This window comes from Paenibacillus macerans, assembly GCF_900454495.1.
In the GTDB taxonomy this organism is placed as follows: domain Bacteria; phylum Bacillota; class Bacilli; order Paenibacillales; family Paenibacillaceae; genus Fontibacillus; species Fontibacillus macerans.
The window spans coordinates 1,674,149-1,695,255 of sequence record NZ_UGSI01000002.1; the positions used below are offsets into that span (position 1 = coordinate 1,674,149).

The window sequence follows — 21,107 nt, forward strand, 5'->3', positions numbered from 1 at the left end:
TTATAGCCGGCATAAACGTCCGGCTTCATATAAACAAACCCATATATATTCAATGTCAAGAAGGGAGCCACACTTATGAAAGCAAAGAGATGGAGCAGTGTCATTTTGCTATTGATGCTGAGCATGGCCGTTGCCTTGACGGGCTGCGGCGGCAACGGCGGCGGAGGCAACAAAGCCGCGGGCACAAATACGGGGGCGAACACGGGAGCGGAAGCTCCGGCAGGATCCGCGCAGGATACATTGATCGTCGGACGCGGCGGCGATTCCGCATCCCTGGATCCTTCGATCGTCACCGACGGCGAATCGCTTAAAATTACGCACCAGGTGTTTGATTCCTTGCTGGAGTACAAGGAAGGAACAACGGAAGTGCAGCCGTCCCTCGCCGAAAGCTGGACGGTTTCCGAAGACGGCCTCAAATACACGTTCAAGCTGCGCCAAGGCGTCAAGTTCCATGATGGAACCGACTTCAACGCCGAAGCTGTCGTCTTTAACTTCACGCGTTGGTCCGATCCGAAAAGCGAATACAAGTTTGAAGGGGACTCTTTCGATTATTATGACTCGATGTTTGGTCCGGACGGCAAACGCGTCATTAAAGAAGTCAAAGCTATCGACGACAATACGGTGGAATTCACGCTGAATCAGCCGCAGGCGCCTTTCCTGCAAAATCTGGCCATGACCTCGTTCGGGATTGCCAGCCCAACGGCAATTAAAGAGAAGAAGGAAAACTTCAAAAACGAACCGGTCGGCACAGGGCCGTTTGTGTTCAAAGAGTGGAAACGCAACGATTCGATTACCTTGGAAAAGAACCCGAACTACTGGAAGGAAGGGCTTCCGAAGCTGAACAAAGTTATCGTTCGTTCGATCCCGGACAACTCCGCGCGCTTTAATGCACTGCAAAGCGGTGAAATCGACCTGATGGAAGACTTGACCCCAGACGATCTGGCTACGCTGCAAAGCAACCCGGATCTGCAAAAAATCGAACGTCCGTCCAACAACGTGGGTTACGTCGGCTTCAACCTGAAGAAAGAACCGTTTAACAACGTAAAAGTAAGACAAGCGCTTAGCTATGCCGTAAATAAACAAGGAATCATCGACGCTTTCTTCGCGGGCCAGGCCCAGCCGGCCAAAAACCCGATGCCGCCGTCCCTATGGGGCTACAACGACAGCATTCAGGATTACGAATACGATTTGGAAAAAGCGAAGCAACTGCTGGCGGAAGCCGGCTACCCGAACGGCCTGCCGGGCGAGTATACGTTCTACGCGATGCCGGTATCCCGTCCTTACATGCCTGACGGCAAGAAAGTAGCCGAAGTTATTCAAGCGGATTTCGAAAAAATCGGCGTTAAAGTGAACATCGAATCTCCGGAATGGGCGACTTATATTGACGATGCGCAAGCCGGTGACAAAGACGACATCTACATGCTCGGATGGCAAGGCGACAACGGCGACCCGGACAACTTCCTGTACACGCTGCTGGACAAAGACGCCATTCCGTCCAACAACTACAGCTATTACGCCAACGATGAGCTGCACGAGATTTTGAAGCAGGCGCAAGTTGAAACCGAGCAATCGAAACGCGAAGAGCTGTACAAAAAAGCCCAGGAAATCATCAAAGCCGATGCACCGTGGATTCCGCTCGTGCATACGACGCCGCTGCTTGCAGCCAAAGCCAATGTAAAAGGATACGTTCCGTCTCCGACAGGGACAGAGTACTACAGCAACATTTATTTCGAATAACGGGCGTTTTTGTTAACGCCTCTGGCAGGTGAGCCTTAACTTGAAAGCCTATATTTTTAAACGATTGTTAATCATGGTTCCTGTCCTGATCGGAATGACGATTATCGTATTCTCCATTATCCATGCGATTCCCGGTGATCCTGCGGAAACCATTCTGGGGCAGAAAGCGACGGAGCAGTCCAAAGAGGCGCTTCGGGAACAACTGGGTTTAAACAATCCGTGGTATCAGCAGTACTTTACGTATATGGGAGATTTGCTGCAGGGCGACCTGGGGCAATCGATCCGCACGAGAGTGCCGATTTCCCAAGAGATCATGCCGTATTTGGCCGCCACCGCGGAGCTGACCATTTCGGCGATGCTGTTCGCCATCATCGTTGGGGTAAACGCCGGGATCATTAGCGCGTGGAAGCAAAACTCCTGGTTTGACTACATTTGCATGCTGATTGCACTCATCGGGGTGTCGATGCCGATTTTCTGGCTCGGTCTGATGGAACAGTGGATCTTCTCCTTGAAGCTCCACTGGCTCCCTTCGATCGGCCGCATGAATCAGCGTGATCCGGTGGAAACCGTGACGAATCTGTATGTGCTCGACACGATTATAGCCGGCCGTTGGGATCAGCTGTGGACGGTGATCAAGCACTTGGTTTTGCCGAGCGTGGCGCTGGGCACGATTCCGATGGCGGTGATCGCCCGGATGACGCGCTCGAGCATGCTGGAGGTCATGAATTCGGATTTTGTCCGCACGGCGAAAGCCAAGGGGTTATCGCAATTCGTCGTCGTTTACAAGCATGCGCTTAAAAATGCGTTTATTCCGGTGCTGACGGTCATCGGCCTGCAAACCGGGGCACTGCTCGGCGGCGCGGTGTTGACGGAAACGATTTTCGCCTGGCCGGGCGTAGGACGTTATATCTACGATGCGATCAGCTCGCGCGATTATCCGGTCATTCAATCCGGCATTCTGATCATCGCTTTTATTTTCGTCTTCATCAATCTGATTGTGGATTTGCTGTACGCCGCGGTCGATCCACGCATTCGCTATCGGTAAAGGAGGGAAACCATGGCTCAAATCACTGCAAGCACAGGCGGCAACTCCGCCATTCAGGCCGAAAAGGTTTCCGGGCCTTGGCGCGATGCGTGGAGAACGTTCCGCAAAAATAAAATCGCCATGATCGGTCTGATCATGATTGTGCTGTTTGTCATCATCGCGCTGCTGGCTCCCGTGGTCGCGCCTTATGATTTTAAGGCCCAGGAGTTGGGGAACCGCTTAAAACCCCCGTCTTCCGAGCATTGGTTCGGCACGGACGACCTGGGGCGCGACCTGTTCACCCGGGTACTGTACGGGGCGCGGATTTCCCTGTGGGTTGGCACGTTTTCCGTTATCGGATCGATTATCCTCGGCACGATTCTCGGGATTCTCGCCGGGTTTTACGGGAAATGGATCGATATGATCATCTCGCGCCTGTTTGATATCCTGCTCGCGTTTCCGAGCATTCTGCTGGCGATCGCCATCGTCGCCATCCTCGGCCCGTCGCTGCAAAACGCGCTGTACGCGATCGCGATCGTCAACATTCCGACGTACGGCCGCCTGGTCCGCGCCAAGGTGCTCAGCTTGAAAAACGAAGAGTACATTACGGCCGCGCGGGCGATCGGGATGAAGAACAGCGGCATTCTGCTGCGGCACATCCTGCCGAACAGCTTAACGCCGATCATCGTGCAGGGCACGCTCGGCATCGCCACGGCGATTATTGAAGCCGCCGCACTTGGCTTCCTTGGCCTCGGCGCGCAGCCGCCGGCACCGGAATGGGGTAAAATGCTGTCCGACTCGCGGCAATTTATCGCCACGGCTCCGTGGACGGTTATTTTCCCGGGGGTGTCGATCATGCTCACCGTGCTTGCCTTCAACTTGATGGGCGACGGTTTGCGCGACGCCTTGGACCCGCGGATGAAAAATTAATAGGAATCTTGATCATTTAGCTTAACTGCCGGGAGGGATCCCGGCGGTTTTTTTTGACATTATAGATTCATAACTCAACTTTCGTAGAGCAAAAATCAGCTTAGGCCCCTGCGTTGAAAGCTTGAGGATAGGGAAGTGAGGTGGGCGGCAGATCAGCACTCCTTGTCCGGGTGCTTTGCACGATTATCCCTTTTGATCAGGCAGCAGAGAAACAGGCAAGCTCGGGAGAAAAAAATATCCGTGGAGAAGTAGATAGGTTCGAGATAATTTAGACAGGTATAGGAGAAGAAATCAGGTTTATAGAAGGTGAAGCAGACCGGAAGGAGATCGAGACAGGAGATCAAGGACAGGACGCGAGGGAAACGAAAAGACCGTGATGTTGCTATAGCCTGAACTCTTCCGCCTGCAGCAACGCCCGCACTGTTCATGCTAATCAACACCCAATTAAGTTGATCCGCATCAAGTAACCCCCACCGTTCAAACATCACGATCAGGCCGCAGCCGCAAGGGGCTGGTTCGGTTGGCGTGCGATCAGCCGGCGGTAAGGGATCGCCGGAATCGCCACACACATTTGCAGCAACTTCTGCCGCATCGTTTCTTCCGCTTTGGGCAGGCGCAGCCGGCGGCGTACGGTGTACTCGTTCAGGTACGCCTGCAGATGCTTCAGTCCCAAGGCTCCATACGTACTCTTCAGCGATTCCCACGCCTCTCTCACCACTCTCCGCAAGGGCGCATACAGCCGAAAGGCCTGAGGGAACAACTGTACCGCCGATGTACGGACATCCACATGCCCGCCAATAAACGCGGTTAGATCGTGACGGTTTGCCCTCTTTTCGCCTCCCCGCTTATGCGGCACCAGGCGGATTTTGACGTGCTCCGGCTCGCCCGACTCCGTGACCGTGCAGCCGGCTACGACCGCCGAGGCGTACGGATGCGAAAGCTGACACCGGGACGGATTACGCCCATACTGATCGCTGTTCACCTTCACGTCTCCGGAGAGCAGTTCCCGGGCATCGAACTCCCCCACGGCATGGCGTATTTTGTGCAGCATCGACCAGGCGGTCTTGTAGGTGACCCGGATCACCTGGCGCAGCCGCAGCGCCGAGATGCCGCCCTCCAGCAGGAATAAATCCAGGGCCTCGAACCACTTGAGCAAGGGCAGATGCGTTCCTTCAAAAATCGTGCCGACCAAAGGCGATGTTTGATGCTTGCATTTTCCGCACTCGAACAAGGGGATATGCCGGGAGGTCAGACGGCTGCACCGGGTGTGAGCGCAACGCGGGCAGACAAAGCCGTTTGGCCACTTCATCGCGATCAGCGCCTCCATGCAGTCCTGTTCGCTGTTAAAACGGCTGCTGAATGGCTGAAGTTCCGTTCCCGTATTGGCTTCCATATCGGCTCGCCCCCAAATCAAGAATATACGAACATAGGTTCCATTTATTTCATTATACCAAACGTATGTTCCCTTATCAAGCCGAAAATCTCACCTGAACCGCCTCATTTTTTCCTCATCTTTTTTGTTTTTTTCTTCTCTCTTTTTTTGGAACCCTTACTCTAGTCCCCTTGCTCCCTGCTCCCTGGACGAAAGGGATAATCGTGCAAAGGCAGGCAGCAGTCAGGGGTACCACCAAGACACGGACCCTTTAGACAGCCCCTCACCTGGTGCCTACTTGATTGGCTGGTTGACTTACAACAGCTGCTCGACTTGACCAACGAAGCAGCCCAAAAAGCCGATCAGGGTCATGTGATACCGTCAGGCTGGGAAATACCGGGGAAATGAGCTGATAAGGTCGCTGGTGTCCGTTAGAGCGGCCTCCAAAGCTTAGGAAGAGCCTCCAGTCGTTCCAAAGTAGAAATCAGAGCCATAAAAGGGCGCCGTCAGGCGTTTTTCTTATACTCTCCTGATGCTTGGCTACTCTATGTCAACTTTCCCCCATCATTTTGAAGAGCATTTGAGGGAAGATAATATGATGTCAATTATTTTCACATATATTGGGCTTCCAGTTATAGTTTAGAGAATAAGATATAGCAAAGAGAAGGGCAGGAGGCGGCGAGATGGAAAAAAAGTTCAGAAAGGTGGCCATTGTGGGTTCCGGATTGGTCGGCACGGCTTGTGCCTATTCCATGATTAACCAATCCATCAGCGAGGAAATTATGATGATCGACCGGACCTATGACCGCGCGGTGGCGCATGCGCTCGATTTGTCTCATTGCATGGATTTTACCTCGACGCGCACGAAGGTCGTTGCCGGGCGTTTGGAGGACTGTCGTGACGTTGATGTGGTGGTACTTACGGCCGGAGCTAATCCGAAGCCGGGGCAAACGAGGCTGGACGTGCTTGGGGACGCGGAAAAAATTACTCGGGATATCGTTAGCCGGCTTGTGGACGGAGGGTTTGACGGCATTTTTGTCGTCGCAGCCAACCCGGTTGATATTGTTACGTATATTGTACGCCAGGTGTCAGGTTTTCTGCGGAACCGGGTGATCGGCACCGGCACTTCGATCGATTCGGCCCGGCTTAAAACGCTGCTGTCGGAAGTGTTTTCCATCGATCCGCGCAGCGTTAACGGCTATGTGTTGGGTGAGCACGGCGATTCGCAGTTTGTGGCATGGTCGCATGTGACGATCGGCGGCAAACCGTTGCTGCACATTCTCGACCAGCACAAAGAGCGTTTTCGCCATGTCGATTTGGACGAAATCGCCAAGAAAACGAAGGATGCCGGCTGGGAGATTTTTACCCGTAAAGGCAATACACAATTCGGCATCGGCAACGCGCTTAGCTTTATCGTCCGTTCGATTCTGAACGACGAGCACAAAATTATCGCCGTGTCCGCGGTCCTTGATGGCGAATACGGGCAATCCGGGGTATGCGCCGGGGTGCCGGCCATTATCGGCGGTGGCGGTATTGTGGAGATTTTGGAGCTGAATTTGGCGGAGGAGGAGCGGCATAAATTCGAGCATTCCTGCGGCATACTTAAATCTGCGATCCAAAGTTTGCAGCGGCGGTAATCACTTATAAGCCGGTTTAACTTTTGGGACATCCGCCTTAGTTTTGAGGCGGTTGTTTTTTTGACTAAGCAAGTGCGCAAGTCAGCCGGTCGGCGTAAGCCCGACGGTGGATGGCTCGCTCCTTCCTGCGGCGGTTCTACCTTTTTGCTCCCTGTTATATAGTTAGAAAAAATAAATGGGAGCGATGGGATCATGGATGGAATTGTCATCCGGAATCTGGCCGAGCTTGGACAGGACGGTTTAAGGCAGGCGACGGAAGTTTTCGTGGACGGCTTTTTTCAATCTCTGCAGTTTTTTTCCAAGGATCGGGCGAGGTTGGTTAGGGCGCTGGAGCACGCTTTGGTCAAGGAGCGTTTTTTTGTGGCGTTAATGGATGGGAAAGTGTTGGGTATTTTTGCGTTTTCCGCGGGCCGGCTGCGGGCGTTTCGGTTGGATCGGGACGTTTTGCGCAAAGAACTAGGCTGGCTGAAAGGAAGCCTGTTCCATGCTTTCGTCCGGCAGGAGCTGGAAAAGCCGCTGGGCTTGAAGGACCGGCAGTGCTATTTCGAAGCGGTGGCAACTGCGGAAGCGGCCAGAGGCAAGGGGGTTGCCACCCGTTTGCATGACCACCTTCACGCTGTTCTGGATTTTGATGAATATATTTTGGAGGTTGTAGACACCAACACGGCAGCGGTACGTTTGTATGAGAAATTGGGATATGCCGAATTTAAAAGAAAACCGCAAAGGTGGTTTCGGAAGCAGGCGGGCTTCAACGCCAGGATATATATGAAGAAACGCGCGGACAATTCCTCGTTACGGCAACATGAATAGTGTACCGGACAGGAACATACACTCGTAATATGATTATTGTCCCATTTGGTGTGCTCTCGCTGCCGATCAAGACTCCACCAGCTAACGCGGTTGGTTTACTACGGCGAACCTTCTCAAGAAGTTCTTATCCCTTTGTACGACAAAAAAGCTCTCCGAAGAGAGCTTTTATACGTCCCAGGAGGGATTCGAACCCCCGACCGACGGCTTAGAAGGCCGTTGCTCTATCCAGCTGAGCTACTGAGACAAAATAAAATAAAATTTACAAGCAAAATTTATTGTATCACAGGATGCTTGGGTTAGCAATATAAATTTTGCACTTGATCGCAGTTTTTTGGCTCAACCTCGATAAATCGGTGTTGACCACAAGACCTGGTGACCAATCCATTCTTGATTTAATAGAAATAACGGTGAATGCAACCGTTAGAAATACGATCCACTCGAAATGTTCGCTAGTTATCCGCTTGAGAGGGCCACTCGAGAAGCTGCGCCTTCCCGTATCATCCCCCATTGTTTCGGACCCAACTTTTTCAGCAACCTGTTGTTTATCGCCCCCTCGGTTTACCCGATGAATTTGTTGGACGAGGGGGGCGGCGGCGAGTTTAACTCCGGGATTTTTGCCTTGGACCGGGTCTATGCTATAATCTCAATTAATGCAGTGCGGAAGAAAGGAGGTGCCCTTATCAGCCATTTTCGACCCGATGAGAAGGACAACATCGTATTGTTTCCGAAAACGCTCGATTACTACCAAATCGAACTGACCCGGATGCTGGAAACCGAGAGATACGGGGAAGCCGCGGATCTTTTGCGGTTTCTGCTGCAGTGCCAGGGGGAAGATCCGCGCCACTATGAAGAATGGCGGGCACTGCTGGAGTGGCTTACCGACGCTTTTCCCGAGCTTCAGAACGGTTCCCCGGCCGCGGAGGATGACGGCTATGAGACGGAAGAAGCGTTGGCCAGACGTCATGTCGAGGCAAAGCTCGAACAGGATCAGGAATATGCCGGTAAACTGCTGAGCGCGGTAATAGATAAGCCGTTGTCCGAGCAAACCCTTTTGGCTTTGGACCAGCTTGCTTATTTGGATCGTCCGGAAGTGGACGAGGCGCTGACCGAATGGTTGCATCAAGAGGAGCTCCATCCGCTGCTTCAGTATCGGGTGCTGCAGACGCTGCGCCGCCGCGGCACGGTGGGGACGCTTGCCATCGAGCGCGCAGGGGAAAAGGTGGAGATTGACATCGAGTCGGTTCCGCTGAAACCCGATGATTTCCCTCCGGCCGTGCAGGAAGTGCCCGAAAGGGTGGGTGAGCAGACTCAGGTGCACGATCCAACATTGTTTTATTTTGCCCAGGAGCTGTGGTCGCAAATTGTGATGGGTTTGTACGGCGGAAGGGACTATCGTTCGCTGATCGACGGTGACGATACGGTTATCGACATTTGGGCGGCGGCGCTTCACCAACTGGTCGCGGACAGCCTGCCGGACGGCAAAACCGACGAGGAAATCCGCGCGTTGTACGGGATTACCGATGAACATAGGCTTCGGTTTGAGCAGGTTAGCCGGTCCATCCGCCAGGTTGTGGCGGTGAGCGGTGTTCAGGAAAGATAGGCGCGGGCGAATGACCGGCTCTACGATCGGCTTTACGATCGGCTCTTGTAAAAAGATGTATTGTTGTTTATAATATAATGGTTATTCTGATCGTGTTCATAGGGACAGCTATACTGGAACCATGATAGCTGTTTTATACGCGATTCGGTTTCAGTATTTTAGTATATGTGAAATTTGGAGGGGAAGGCATAAAATGAAAGCAACCTGGGAAAAGATAGAGAAGAACCTCGGCGTTCTCGAGGTCGAAGTGGAAGCGGAACGTGTAGCCGCCGCACTCGATAAAGCGTTTCAAAAAGTGGTGAAAAGAGCGAATGTACCTGGCTTCCGTAAAGGCAAGGTGCCTCGCCCGATCTTTGAAGCACGTTTCGGCGTGGAAAGTCTGTATCAGGACGCCATCGACATTTTGCTTCCTGAAGTATACAGCGAAGCCGTCGACCAAGCGGAGATTTTCCCGGTGGATCGTCCAGAAGTGGACGTTGAGCAGTTTGCCAAGGGGCAGCCGTTCAAGTTTAAAGCGAAAGTGACGGTTAAACCGGAAGTGAAGCTTGGCGATTACAAAGGCGTCGAAGTACCTGCGGTCAACGCGGAAGTTACCGAAGATGAGCTGAACGAAGAGCTTGAGCGTCTGCAGCAGCGCCATGCCGAACTGATTGTCATCGATGAAGAAGCTGCGAAGAATGGCGATATCGCTGTTATCGACTTCGAGGGTTTCGTTGACGGAGTTCCGTTTGAAGGCGGCAAGGCAGAGCGTCATTCCCTGGAGCTTGGAAGCAATTCGTTTATCCCTGGCTTCGAGGATCAAGTCGTGGGCATGGCTACCGGCGATTTCAAGGACATTACCGTAACTTTCCCGGAAACTTACCATACTGAAGAATTGTCCGGCAAGGAAGCTGTATTTAAAGTTAAAGTCCATGAGATCAAACGCAAACAGCTCCCGGAGCTTGACGATGAATTTGCGAAGGATGTCAGCGAATTCGATACGCTGGACGAGTTCAAAGAGGACTTGAAGAAACAGCTGCAAACCCGCAAGGAACAAGAAGCCAAGGGCGCCCGTGAAGCGGCTCTCGTCGACAAAATCGGAGAAAGCGCGGAAGTGGAAATTCCGGAAGCGATGATTAACAATGAAGTGGAGAACATGTTGCGCGATTTCGACAACCGTCTTCGTTCCCAGGGCATGAATCTGGAGATGTACCTGAGTTTCTCTGGTCAAACGGTTGACGATATGAGAGCTCAAATGAAAGACGACGCTCAAAAACGCGTTCGCAACAATTTGGTGCTGGAGCAAATTGCCAAAGCCGAAGAGCTCAAAGTGACGGAAGAAGACGTTGATAAAGAGCTGGCGGAAATGGCCGAAGCTTACAAACGCACGCCGGAAGAAATTCGCAACATTTTGGCGGCCAACCGTTCGCTGGACAGCTTGAATGATGAAATTCTCATCCGCAAGACGATCGATTTCCTGCTGGAGAACAGCAAAGAAGTTCCGGCCGATCAAGCGGAAGCGCCGAAAGCGAAAGAAGGAAGCAAACCGGCAGCCAAGAAAACGGCGAAAAAATCGACGAAGGCGGCCGAATCGAAAGCCGACGCCGACAAAAAAGAAGCGGAAGAGGCTAAGGACGAGGAATAGTCTCGCCGCGAGGCGTTCTCGGTTATAGACAGACAAGCCTCCCATGAGATACATCAAGATAAACGTTAGGGCACGTATACAAATGCGTGCCTTAATTTTTCATCATTTGCCGATACATTTATTTCCAATTGGCACCTGACAAGCCGGCGGTTATATAATGTGTAGAAATCAACATAAACTGTATCGTGTGAAAAATGACATGAGGCTTTGAACATGGTAGAATGTTTCTGTAAACCGAAAGTGAATCTGAAAAAGAAAAGAGGTTGGTCGCATGAGTCTGGTACCTATGGTCGTAGAACAAACGAATCGGGGAGAACGATCTTACGACATCTATTCAAGACTTCTTAAAGATCGCATCATTTTTCTCAGCAACGCTATTGATGATGAAGTTGCCAATCTCGTGATTGCCCAACTGTTGTTTTTGGCGGCCGAAGACCCTGAGAAAGATATTCACCTGTACATTAATTCGCCGGGTGGTTCTGTCACTGCCGGGATGGGTATATATGATACGATGCAATACATCAAGCCTGACGTGTCCACGATCTGCGTAGGAATGGCTGCGAGCATGGGATCGCTGCTCCTTACGGCCGGGGCGCCTGGCAAGCGTTTTGCCCTGCCCAACAGTGAAGTTATGATTCATCAGCCGCTTGGAGGCGTTCGCGGTCAGGCGACGGATATTAAAATTCATGCCGACTGGATTATCAAGACGAGACAGAAGCTCAACCAGATTTATGTGGAGCGGACGGGTCAGCCCCTTGAGAAAATCGAGCGTGATACAGACCGTGACTTTTTCATGAGCGCGGAAGAGGCTAAGGACTACGGGATTATCGACAAGGTCATCACATCAGCCCATTAAATCATAAAGGGGTGTTTACATGTTTAAATTCAATGACGAAAAAGGACAATTGAAATGCTCGTTCTGCGGCAAATCGCAGGAGCAGGTACGCAAGCTTGTAGCCGGACCGGGCGTTTATATATGCGACGAATGCATCGAGCTGTGCACGGAGATCGTGGAGGAGGAGCTCGGGCACGAAGAGGAGCTGGACCTCAAGGAAATCCCGAAACCGAAGGAAATCCGCGATATTTTGGACCAGTATGTCATCGGCCAGGAGCAAGCGAAGAAATCGTTGTCCGTAGCGGTTTACAATCATTACAAACGGATCAACACGCAAAGCAAGATCGAAGACGTGGAGCTGCAAAAGAGCAACATCCTGCTGCTCGGGCCGACCGGTTCCGGCAAAACGCTGCTCGCGCAAACGATGGCGAAAATTTTGAACGTTCCGTTCGCGATCGCCGATGCGACGTCCCTGACGGAAGCGGGATACGTTGGCGAAGACGTGGAGAACATTTTGCTGAAGCTGATTCAAGCGGCAGATTATGATGTGGAAAAAGCGGAACGCGGTATCATCTACATCGACGAAATCGATAAAGTGGCGCGCAAATCGGAGAATCCGTCCATTACCCGCGACGTCTCCGGCGAAGGCGTTCAGCAGGCACTGCTGAAAATTTTGGAGGGCACCGTGGCTTCGGTTCCTCCGCAAGGCGGTCGCAAGCATCCGCATCAGGAATTTATCCAAATCGATACGACGAACATTTTGTTCATTTGCGGAGGCGCGTTTGACGGCCTGGAGCAGATGATCAAACGCCGGATCGGCAAAAAAGTGATCGGCTTCAATGCCGTTAACGACGGTCAAAAAGAATTGAAGCCGGGCGAATATTTGTCGATGGTGCTGCCGGAGGATTTGCTCAAATTCGGGTTGATCCCGGAATTCGTAGGGCGTTTGCCGGTCATCTCGACGCTCGAGCCGCTGGATGAAAAAACGCTTGTACGAATTTTGTCCGAACCGAAAAACGCGCTGGTCAAACAGTACCAGAAGCTGCTTGAACTCGACAACGTCAACTTGACGTTTGAGCCCAAAGCGCTTGAGGCGATTGCGCGCGAAGCGATCAAACGCAATACCGGCGCGCGCGGACTTCGCGCCATCATCGAAGGCATTATGCTGGACGTGATGTACGAAGTGCCGTCCCGCGACGATATTGCGGACTGCGTCATCACCGAAAAAGTCGTTGTGGAGAAAACCAGCCCGGAACTGGCCAAGAAGAAAAATAAAAAGCAGGAAGAGAGCGCGTAAGGCTGATGCGGCCGGATAGCGCGACAAAATAGATGTCAAGGTTCTCCACCTTTGCGTTAAGGGTCGCTTCCATGAGCGTCCCTTTGCAGGGGTGGAGCTTTGATCGTTTGGGAGAGACCTGAAATGACATTCTTGAGACAAGATACGCGGCCGGTCAAAGTCGGAAATCTGACGATCGGCGGCAGCAACGAAGTCATCATCCAAAGCATGTGCACGACCAAAACGGCGGATGTGGCCGCTACGGTAGCCGAGATCCACCGTTTGGAAGAAGCGGGCTGCCAACTGGTGCGCGTGACGGTGAATAATGAGGAAGCGGCTGCGGCGATCAAGGAAATCAAGAAGCAAATCCACATCCCGCTCGTCGCCGATATCCATTTCAACTACAAGCTGGCGCTTATGGCGATCGAGAACGGCATCGACAAGGTGCGGATCAATCCGGGCAATATCGGCCGCCGCGAGAAGGTGGAGGCCGTCGTGAAGGCCTGCAAGGAGCGGGGGATCCCCATCCGGATCGGCGTCAACGCCGGGTCGCTGGAGAATCACCTGCTGGAGAAATACGGCTATCCGACACCGGAAGCGATGGTGGAAAGCGCCTTGTTCCATATCGGCATCCTGGAGGACTTGGACTTCCACGACATCATCGTGTCGCTGAAAGCCTCCGACGTCCCGATGGCGATCGCGGCTTATACGAAAGCGGCGGAGGCGATTCCTTATCCGCTGCATTTGGGGATCACGGAAGCCGGAACGCTGTTCTCGGGAACCGTGAAGAGCGCGGCCGGCATCGGCGCGCTGCTGTCGATGGGCATCGGCTCGACGCTGCGCATCTCGCTGAGCGCCGATCCGGTGGAGGAAGTGAAGGTTGCCCGCGAACTGCTCAAAACGTTTGGTCTGATTTCCAATGCGGCTACATTGGTGTCCTGCCCGACCTGCGGCCGGCTGGATATCGATCTGTTTTCCATCGCCAACGAAGTGGAAGCCTACATTGCCAATCTGAAGGTTCCGATCAAGGTATCCGTGCTCGGCTGCGCCGTCAACGGACCGGGCGAAGCGCGCGAAGCCGACATCGGCATCGCCGGCGCCCGGGGCGAAGGCCTCTTGTTCCGTTACGGCGAAATGATCCGCAAGGTGCCGGAAGCCGAACTGCTTAACGAATTGAAGAAAGAAATCGATCATATCGTGGAAGTGTACGAAGCGACCGGGGAAATTCCCGGACGCAAAGAACACCGTGCCCGCGTGAAATCATAACAATCCACCCGCAAGCTGCCGATGACAAGGCGGCTTGCGGTTTTTTTGATATCAGGAAGTATAACTTACGTTTTTCTTATTGGCCAACCTTCAAAATAGCGGAACTTTATGTTCTTATTACCCTTAGCCTGGCATGTTCATCCTCATTAGCGGAATTTTTTGTACTTATTTTCTTAAGAATGGTTCAGAACGTGGTCGTTTTCCTTGCGACGGGGAAAATAGCGGCATAAATTTCCCCTATTTCTCTCAAATTGACTGTTACCTCCGGAATAGCGACCTTTTTTGCCTCTATATTTTTCAGTGGAGTTTTTTCTTTTTCCAAACTCTCCGCAAAAACCTCGTTTTACCTTGGTGCGAAAAGGCTATACTACCAAGTATCAGTCAAAAGTGAGGGAGGCGTTCGTTATGGATTTAAATCTCATCCTGATGTCCGTTCAAATGTTTTTTGCCGTCGTGATCGGACTCTATTTCTGGAATCAGCTGCGCAGCCAGAAAGGGAACCGGGTGGCGGTGGACCGGGAATCGCGGAAGGAGATGGAGAAGCTGCGCAAGCTGCGGGCCATTTCGCTCACCAAGCCGTTGGCGGAGCGGACGCGTCCGGCCACGATGAACGATATCGTCGGGCAAAAGGACGGACTGCGGGCGTTAAAAGCTGCGCTGTGCAGCGCCAATCCGCAGCATGTCATCATCTATGGGCCGCCGGGCGTGGGTAAAACCGCGGCAGCGCGCGTCGTGATGGAAGAGGCGAAAAAAAATCCGGTGTCCCCGTTTAAGAGCGACGCCAAATTCGTGGAAATCGACGCGACGATCGCCCGCTTTGATGAGCGGGGCATCGCCGATCCGTTGATCGGGTCGGTGCACGACCCGATTTATCAAGGGGCCGGAGCGATGGGCGTCGCCGGCATCCCCCAGCCGAAACCGGGGGCCGTAACGAAAGCGCACGGCGGGATTTTGTTCATCGACGAGATCGGCGAACTGCATTCCATCCAGATGAACAAGCTGCTTAAAGTGCTGGAGGACCGCAAGGTGTATCTCGAGAGCGCTTATTACAATTCCGAAGATACGAATACGCCGGCGTATATTCACGATATTTTTCAAAACGGACTGCCCGCGGATTTCCGGCTGGTCGGAGCAACGACAAGATCGCCGCAGGAAATTCCGGCGGCCCTGCGTTCGCGCTGCATGGAAATCTATTTCCGCCCGCTGCTGCCGGAGGAAATCGCCCGGATCGCCGAAGACGCGGTGGGGCGGATCGGCTTTCAGCCTTGTCCCGAAGCCGTGGACGTCATTAAAAAGTACGCGACCAACGGCCGCGAAGCCGTCAATATGGTGCAGCTCGCCGCCGGGCTGGCCTTGACGGAGAAACGCGATCACCTGCTCGCTTCGGATCTGGAGTGGGTGGCCACCAGCAGTCAGCTTGCGCCCCGGCCGGACCGCAAAATCCCCGAGCGTTCGGAAGTAGGCGTCGTCAACGGGCTGGCGGTGTACGGCGCGAATATGGGAACGCTGCTGGAAATCGAAGCGACGGCGGTACCGGCGGAAAAAGGAAGGGGCACCTACAATATCACCGGTATGGTGGACGAAGAGGAAATCGGCGGGGGCAGCCGGACGCTGCGGCGCAAGAGCATGGCCAAGGGATCGGTGGAGAACGTGCTGACCGTTCTGCAGCGCATGGGCCTGCACCCTTCCAATTACGATCTTCATATTAATTTCCCGGGCGGAACGCCGATCGACGGACCGTCCGCGGGCCTCGCCATCGCCACCGCCATCGCCTCGGCGATCAAGCGGGTGCCGGTGAACCATCAGATCGCCATGACCGGCGAGCTGGGAATCCACGGCAAGGTGAAGCCCGTCGGCGGGGTCGTGGCCAAAGTGGAAGCGGCGTTCCAGGCGGGAGCGACGACCGTACTGATCCCGAAGGACAACTGGCAGTCGCTGTTCGAGGGGCTGGAAGGCTTAAGCGTCATCCCCGTCGAGACGGTGGCCGAGGTGTTCCGCCATGTGTTCGGTCCGGAAGCCGAGAAAAACTTGGGATTTTCGACCGGCGGGGAGCTGTTTGCCCCGACTCCGGCGCCCGCGCCGTTTTTGCACGCGGAATCCCCGTCGCAAGGCGGGACGATGTAGGCGCGCGTCCGCGGCTTGCCGGGAATGGCGCTCCGGGGGGCGGCTGCTGCTTAAGCGGCCGCTCCTCGTTGGTGTTTTTATGTAACATTTGCTAAAATAGCAATGATATCTAACGAGAACGTTTGGAGGTGCATAAGCGATGGGACCGCATAAATCAAAAGGCCGGCGCTTTCCTTTGCTACCCTTACGGGGCCTTCTCGTCTACCCGAGCATGGTTCTGCATTTGGACGTGGGCCGCGAGAAGTCCGTAAAAGCTCTGGAAAAAGCGATGGTCGAAGATAACCTGATTCTCCTCTGTTCTCAATCCGAAGTGAACATTGAAGAACCAACGCAAGAAGATATTTTTCGTATCGGGACCGTTGCGAAAGTCCGCCAAATGCTGAAGCTGCCCAATGGCACGATTCGAGTGTTGGTGGAAGGAATGGAGCGCGCCGAAATTATCGAATACCTGGATAATGACGAATATTACGAGGTTATCGCCAAGGAGCGTCCGGAGGAGGAAACGGTCGATCCGGAAATCGACGCGCTGATGCGCACGGTTTTAACCCAATTTGAACATTATATCAATCTGTCCAAGAAGGTCACGCCGGAGACGCTCGCCGCGGTATCGGATATCGAAGAGGCGGGGCGCCTCGCCGATGTGATCACCAGCCACCTGTCCTTGAAGATTAAGGACAAGCAAGAAATTTTGGAAACGATCGATGTCCGGAAACGGCTGGAGAAGCTGCTGGACATTTTGAATAATGAACGCGAAGTGCTTGAACTGGAACGGAAGATCAGCCAACGCGTCAAGAAACAGATGGAGAAGACGCAGAAGGAATACTACTTGCGCGAGCAGATGAAAGCGATCCAAAAGGAGCTTGGCGAGAAAGAAGGCCGGGCCGGAGAGGCCGAGGAACTGCGCGCGCAAATGGAGGAGAAGCGGCTTCCGGAAAAGGTCAGGGAAAAGGCTGAGAAAGAAATCGACCGGCTGGAGAAAATGCCCCCGAGTTCGGCGGAGGGCGGCGTAATCCGCAATTACGTCGATTGGCTGCTGAGCCTGCCGTGGCATGAAAAAACGGAAGACGACCTGGACTTGGCCAAAGCCGAGCAGGTGCTGGACGAGGACCATTACGGGCTGGATAAGCCGAAGGAGCGGGTGCTGGAATATCTGGCCGTGCAAAAGCTCGTCAAAAAGCTCAAGGGTCCCATCCTCTGCCTTGTCGGGCCGCCCGGGGTGGGCAAAACCTCGCTGGCCCGTTCGATCGCCCGTTCGCTAGGGCGGGAGTTCGTCCGCATTTCGCTCGGCGGCGTGCGGGACGAAGCGGAGATCCGCGGCCACCGGCGCACGTATGTCGGGGCCATGCCGGGGCGCATCATCCAGGGCATGAAGTCGGCGGGGACGCTGAATCCGGTGTTCCTGCTGGACGAGATCGACAAGATGGCCTCCGATTTTCGCGGCGATCCTTCTGCGGCGCTGCTGGAAGTGCTTGATCCCGAGCAGAACAACACGTTCAGCGATCATTTTATCGAGGTGCCGTTCGACTTGTCGAACGTGATGTTTATTACGACGGCCAACGCGGTGCACAATATTCCGCGCCCGCTGCTCGACCGGATGGAAACGCTGTTCATTCCGGGATATACGGAGCTGGAGAAGCTGCAGATCGCTACCCGCTACCTGCTGCCGAAGCAGAAGAAAGAGCATGGCCTTGCGGCCGAACAGCTGGAAATCGGGGAGGATGCGCTGCTTAAGACGATCCGCGAATATACGCGCGAATCGGGGGTACGGGGTCTCGAGCAGCAAGTTGCGGCGCTGTGCCGCAAAGCGGCCAAGCAAATCGTGTCCGAGGGCAAGGAGAAGATCGCGATCGGACCCGACGATATCAAAGATTATTTGGGCGTGCCGAAATACCGTTACGGCATCGCCGAACTGGAGGATCAGATCGGCACGGTCACCGGGCTGGCCTGGACGGAGGTCGGCGGGGAGACGCTGATGATCGAAGTCACGGTCGTTCCGGGCAGCGGCAAGCTGACCTTGACCGGCAAGCTGGGTGACGTGATGAAGGAGTCGGCGCAGGCCGCGTTCAGCTATACCCGCTCCAAAGCGGCGGAGCTCGGCATCCCGCTGGATTTTCACGAGAAAAACGATATCCATATCCATATTCCCGAAGGCGCGATCCCCAAAGACGGCCCGTCGGCCGGGATTACGATCGCCACGGCGCTCATTTCCGCGCTGACGAACCGTCATGTCTCTAAGGACGTGGCCATGACCGGAGAAATTACGCTGCGCGGCCGCGTGCTGCCAATCGGGGGGCTGAAGGAGAAATCGCTGGCCGCCCACCGGGCCGGCTACCGGAAAATCCTGCTTCCCAAAGACAATGAGCGCGATCTGCGGGATATCCCCGAAAGCGTCAAGGAAGAGGTCGAGTTCGTGCCGGTGTCCCATATGGATCAAGTGCTTGAGCACGCCCTTGTGGAGCATCCCGAAGTGCATTAACGCGGCTTAAGCTGCTGGGTTGTGATCCTGGATTAAGATCCTGTATAAGTTGAACTAAAGAAATGCTGGAGTTAGGCAAGAGTGGGAAATGATTCTGAAGAAACGGCAGTGGTCGCCTTTGTGAACGGATTTCTACAACTTCCGAATTTAGTGGAAAGAAATCCGTGAACAACAGCGATCATAAGAACATTTCACACGGCTGCCCTATCACGTATAATCAATAGTTCAACCTTATATTGCTCCAATAGCATATCACTGCGCTTGTAGAGAGGATTTGGAACGATGAAAGTGACAAAAGCAGAATTTGTGATCAGTGCCGTGGGTCCAAACCAATATCCCGACGACGCCTTGCCGGAGATCGCTCTGGCAGGGCGTTCCAATGTCGGCAAATCATCTTTGATCAACCGCATGATAGGCCGCAAAAATTTGGCCCGCACGAGTTCAACTCCCGGAAAAACGCAGCATTTGAATTACTACCGCATCAACGACCAGCTCTATTTCGTGGACGTCCCCGGTTACGGTTACGCCAAAGTATCGAAATCGCAGCGTGAAGCCTGGGGCAAAATGATCGAAAAGTATTTAATGGAGCGGGAAACGCTGAAGCTCGTGATCCTGATCGTCGATCTAAGGCATCCGCCTTCCAAGGACGACGAACTGATGTACGATTGGCTGAAGGCGTATGAGCTTCCGGTTTGCGTCGTGGCCACTAAGGCGGACAAGGTGCCGAAAACGCGCTGGCCGAAGCATTTGAAAATCATTAAGGAAGCGCTGGTCCTGCGGGCCGGAGATCCCGTCATCCTGTTCTCTTCGGAGGAAGGCATCGGGAAGGATGAGCTGTGGGGGCTGATAAACAAATCAACGGATATGGAAGGGATTTGAAGCAGTTTCCGCAGGAAAGTGAGCATGAAGCGGGATTTTTGCGGTTAAAAACGGCTGAATCCGGTTTTTTCTGAAAAATGGCGTGAATTCACGTTTTGGCCGCTGAGCAAACACTTTTGATCGTAGTGTATAATTATGATAAAGCGATTGTAAAAGAATTGAGGAGATTTTTATGGCTCAGCGGTTAGCCACAGAGTATGTTAACGCCAGTTTGCGTTTGTCGGAAGTTCAGATGTCGCAGTTTATTCACAAAGTGTACGATCCTCATGTGCGCCAGCGGGTGAAGGTGCTCGAAAACGGCGGGCAAGAGGTGGTGCTGGAGGATGACGGCGGGGAGGAAGTGCATCTGCCTTTTGACCGTAAAGACGGATATTACGTCTGTGAATTGTCTTTCCGCTTGGAACAACCCCATCTCACGAACGTGATGAGACTGCTGTTCGCGGCTTTCAAAGGCAGCGGCATGGTAACGAGAATTTATAATGGATTCATGATGATGTATTATTATCAGGAAGGCCGAGTTCGCAAAATCGTCGAATATTCCCGGGATTCCTACAAGCTTGTTTTTGAACTCAAGGATACGGCGGGAGAGCTGGCGCGCATCTATCGCAGCAATGAGGCGGAGATCGAGATTGACCGAATCCACAGGAATATCAACGCTTTGCTGGATGCCCGCTTTATCGCGCAGGATGCGGGGGAAGTGGAGCGGATCGACGCGGAATTGCGGGACTGCTCCCGGAGATTGTTTGTGCTGGAGGCTTGAATTTTTTCGGTTCGCCGGTGCGGCGGCAAGTCACCCTTGATCTGATAACGGCATAAAGTACTAAGGAAAGCTACCCGGATTATGGGTAGCTTTTTTCAGGTAAGGGCGGGGAGGAGGGATCGCGGCGCTTTTTTAAAAAAAAGGTTGCAATTGTCCCCGGGAGATGTTATTTTTAATCTCGTTGAAAAGAATATAGGAACCAGGATTCACTCAGGACATGGAGATGTTGCGAGAGATTTTTCCCTCGGGAAGTGAATGACGTAGGTCCTAGCGGATGAAATTTTTCCAAACATTTTATTCCTAGGAAGGGGGAACCGGAAGATGGAACATTCAACTTTCGGAAGACACGTTGCTGCTGATGTTTGGGGAGTCGACTTCGATGTACTGAACAACGCGGATCTCCTCGAAGCTCATTTGGTGGAAGCCGCCGAAGCTTGCGGAGCCACGGTGCTGTCCATACAATCGAGACAGTTCGAACCACAAGGCGCTACGGTGCTTGTGATGCTGTCGGAGAGCCATCTCTCGATCCATACGTATCCTGAGAGAGGGTTTGCCGCCATCGATTGCTACACTTGCGGAGAAATGGTGGAGCCCGGGTTGGCCGTCGATTACCTGGTGTCCGTTTTGCAACCGGAGAAAATTTACGCAAAGCAGCTGGTTCGCGGGCTGGGCGAACTGGAAGTCGAAGATTCGCCTGCCAAAAAAGCGGAATTTGCGTAATCCATCATAGATTTTGGAAATATGGGAAAAATAAGAT

16 protein-coding genes and 1 tRNA gene are annotated in these 21,107 nt (G+C 53.3%); 15 read left to right on the forward strand and 2 right to left on the reverse strand.

All coding sequences use genetic code 11. The annotated features are described in order from the left end of the window. The first annotated feature begins 75 nt into the window (after nucleotides 1-75). The 3 genes from DYE26_RS30765 to nikC are packed head-to-tail and all read left to right on the forward strand — an operon-like array spanning nucleotide 76 to nucleotide 3,691. Entirely contained in the window at nucleotides 76-1,737 is a 1,662-nt protein-coding gene (locus DYE26_RS30765; RefSeq protein WP_036620444.1) for an ABC transporter substrate-binding protein, read from the forward strand. Nucleotides 1,738-1,777: 40 nt separating this feature from the next. After that, nucleotides 1,778-2,782 carry an ABC transporter permease gene (locus DYE26_RS30770; protein ID WP_036620446.1) on the forward strand — a complete coding sequence of 335 codons (1,005 nt, stop codon included), beginning with the start codon at nucleotides 1,778-1,780 and terminating at the stop codon, nucleotides 2,780-2,782. A gap of 12 nt (nucleotides 2,783-2,794) precedes the next feature. After that, the gene (gene nikC / locus DYE26_RS30775; RefSeq protein ID WP_036620448.1) at nucleotides 2,795-3,691 is read left to right on the forward strand and encodes a nickel transporter permease; all 897 of its coding nucleotides are present in this window, start codon (nucleotides 2,795-2,797) and stop codon (nucleotides 3,689-3,691) included. A 490-nt stretch (nucleotides 3,692-4,181) separates the two neighbouring features. On the opposite strand, the gene DYE26_RS30780 is transcribed toward nikC, so the two are convergent. Beyond that, entirely contained in the window at nucleotides 4,182-5,084 is a 903-nt protein-coding gene (locus tag DYE26_RS30780; protein WP_115311359.1) for a transposase, read from the reverse strand. A gap of 662 nt (nucleotides 5,085-5,746) precedes the next feature. Between DYE26_RS30780 and DYE26_RS30785 the strand changes: the two genes are divergently transcribed. Both DYE26_RS30785 and DYE26_RS30790 read left to right on the forward strand, forming a co-directional pair. Continuing rightward, the gene (locus DYE26_RS30785) at nucleotides 5,747-6,700 is read left to right on the forward strand and encodes an L-lactate dehydrogenase (protein WP_036620450.1); all 954 of its coding nucleotides are present in this window, start codon (nucleotides 5,747-5,749) and stop codon (nucleotides 6,698-6,700) included. Between the two features lie 192 nt (nucleotides 6,701-6,892). Continuing rightward, nucleotides 6,893-7,510: a GNAT family N-acetyltransferase gene (locus DYE26_RS30790; protein ID WP_036620452.1), complete on the forward strand. Its 618-nt coding sequence runs from the start codon at nucleotides 6,893-6,895 to the stop codon at nucleotides 7,508-7,510. A gap of 170 nt (nucleotides 7,511-7,680) precedes the next feature. Here the strand turns inward: DYE26_RS30790 and DYE26_RS30795 are convergent. Further along, nucleotides 7,681-7,754, reverse strand: a tRNA-Arg gene (locus tag DYE26_RS30795). Between the two features lie 474 nt (nucleotides 7,755-8,228). Here DYE26_RS30795 and DYE26_RS30800 point away from each other — a divergent pair. The 10 genes from DYE26_RS30800 (at nucleotide 8,229) to speD (ending at nucleotide 21,070) form a co-directional block, all read left to right on the forward strand. Then, a complete protein-coding gene (locus DYE26_RS30800; protein WP_082208023.1) occupies nucleotides 8,229-9,110 on the forward strand; it encodes a hypothetical protein in 882 nt (293 codons plus the stop codon). 193 nt (nucleotides 9,111-9,303) lie between these two features. After that, nucleotides 9,304-10,734 carry a trigger factor gene (gene tig / locus DYE26_RS30805; protein WP_036620454.1) on the forward strand — a complete coding sequence of 477 codons (1,431 nt, stop codon included), beginning with the start codon at nucleotides 9,304-9,306 and terminating at the stop codon, nucleotides 10,732-10,734. A 271-nt stretch (nucleotides 10,735-11,005) separates the two neighbouring features. Continuing rightward, nucleotides 11,006-11,590 carry an ATP-dependent Clp endopeptidase proteolytic subunit ClpP gene (clpP, locus tag DYE26_RS30810; protein ID WP_036620457.1) on the forward strand — a complete coding sequence of 195 codons (585 nt, stop codon included), beginning with the start codon at nucleotides 11,006-11,008 and terminating at the stop codon, nucleotides 11,588-11,590. Nucleotides 11,591-11,609: 19 nt separating this feature from the next. After that, entirely contained in the window at nucleotides 11,610-12,866 is a 1,257-nt protein-coding gene (clpX, locus tag DYE26_RS30815; RefSeq protein ID WP_036620459.1) for an ATP-dependent protease ATP-binding subunit ClpX, read from the forward strand. Nucleotides 12,867-12,989: 123 nt separating this feature from the next. Continuing rightward, entirely contained in the window at nucleotides 12,990-14,111 is a 1,122-nt protein-coding gene (gene ispG / locus DYE26_RS30820) for a flavodoxin-dependent (E)-4-hydroxy-3-methylbut-2-enyl-diphosphate synthase (protein WP_036620461.1), read from the forward strand. A 405-nt stretch (nucleotides 14,112-14,516) separates the two neighbouring features. Continuing rightward, nucleotides 14,517-16,235, forward strand: coding sequence for an ATP-dependent protease LonB (gene lonB, locus DYE26_RS30825; protein WP_036620463.1), 1,719 nt, complete (start codon nucleotides 14,517-14,519; stop codon nucleotides 16,233-16,235). Between the two features lie 139 nt (nucleotides 16,236-16,374). After that, on the forward strand, nucleotides 16,375-18,711 hold the full coding sequence (lon, locus tag DYE26_RS30830) for an endopeptidase La (protein WP_036620465.1): 2,337 nt from the start codon (nucleotides 16,375-16,377) through the stop codon (nucleotides 18,709-18,711). A gap of 282 nt (nucleotides 18,712-18,993) precedes the next feature. Further along, the gene (yihA, locus tag DYE26_RS30835) at nucleotides 18,994-19,590 is read left to right on the forward strand and encodes a ribosome biogenesis GTP-binding protein YihA/YsxC (RefSeq protein ID WP_036620467.1); all 597 of its coding nucleotides are present in this window, start codon (nucleotides 18,994-18,996) and stop codon (nucleotides 19,588-19,590) included. Between the two features lie 172 nt (nucleotides 19,591-19,762). Continuing rightward, nucleotides 19,763-20,350: a hypothetical protein gene (locus DYE26_RS30840; protein WP_036620468.1), complete on the forward strand. Its 588-nt coding sequence runs from the start codon at nucleotides 19,763-19,765 to the stop codon at nucleotides 20,348-20,350. A gap of 321 nt (nucleotides 20,351-20,671) precedes the next feature. Next, a complete protein-coding gene (gene speD, locus DYE26_RS30845) occupies nucleotides 20,672-21,070 on the forward strand; it encodes an adenosylmethionine decarboxylase (RefSeq protein WP_036620469.1) in 399 nt (132 codons plus the stop codon). Nucleotides 21,071-21,107: the final 37 nt, after the last annotated feature.

Excerpts from the sequence above, each read along its gene's own strand:
- DYE26_RS30765 (WP_036620444.1), top strand. The coding sequence starts at position 76 with ATGAAAGCAAAGAGATGGAGCAGTGTCATTTTGCTATTGATGCTGAGC.
- nikC (WP_036620448.1), top strand. The coding sequence starts at position 2,795 with ATGGCTCAAATCACTGCAAGCACAGGCGGCAACTCCGCCATTCAGGCC.
- DYE26_RS30780 (WP_115311359.1), bottom strand. The coding sequence starts at position 5,084 with ATGGAAGCCAATACGGGAACGGAACTTCAGCCATTCAGCAGCCGTTTT.
- DYE26_RS30785 (WP_036620450.1), top strand. The coding sequence starts at position 5,747 with ATGGAAAAAAAGTTCAGAAAGGTGGCCATTGTGGGTTCCGGATTGGTC.
- DYE26_RS30790 (WP_036620452.1), top strand. The coding sequence starts at position 6,893 with ATGGATGGAATTGTCATCCGGAATCTGGCCGAGCTTGGACAGGACGGT.
- tig (WP_036620454.1), top strand. The coding sequence starts at position 9,304 with ATGAAAGCAACCTGGGAAAAGATAGAGAAGAACCTCGGCGTTCTCGAG.
- clpP (WP_036620457.1), top strand. The coding sequence starts at position 11,006 with ATGAGTCTGGTACCTATGGTCGTAGAACAAACGAATCGGGGAGAACGA.
- clpX (WP_036620459.1), top strand. The coding sequence starts at position 11,610 with ATGTTTAAATTCAATGACGAAAAAGGACAATTGAAATGCTCGTTCTGC.
- ispG (WP_036620461.1), top strand. The coding sequence starts at position 12,990 with ATGACATTCTTGAGACAAGATACGCGGCCGGTCAAAGTCGGAAATCTG.
- lonB (WP_036620463.1), top strand. The coding sequence starts at position 14,517 with ATGGATTTAAATCTCATCCTGATGTCCGTTCAAATGTTTTTTGCCGTC.
- lon (WP_036620465.1), top strand. The coding sequence starts at position 16,375 with ATGGGACCGCATAAATCAAAAGGCCGGCGCTTTCCTTTGCTACCCTTA.
- yihA (WP_036620467.1), top strand. The coding sequence starts at position 18,994 with ATGAAAGTGACAAAAGCAGAATTTGTGATCAGTGCCGTGGGTCCAAAC.
- DYE26_RS30840 (WP_036620468.1), top strand. The coding sequence starts at position 19,763 with ATGGCTCAGCGGTTAGCCACAGAGTATGTTAACGCCAGTTTGCGTTTG.
- speD (WP_036620469.1), top strand. The coding sequence starts at position 20,672 with ATGGAACATTCAACTTTCGGAAGACACGTTGCTGCTGATGTTTGGGGA.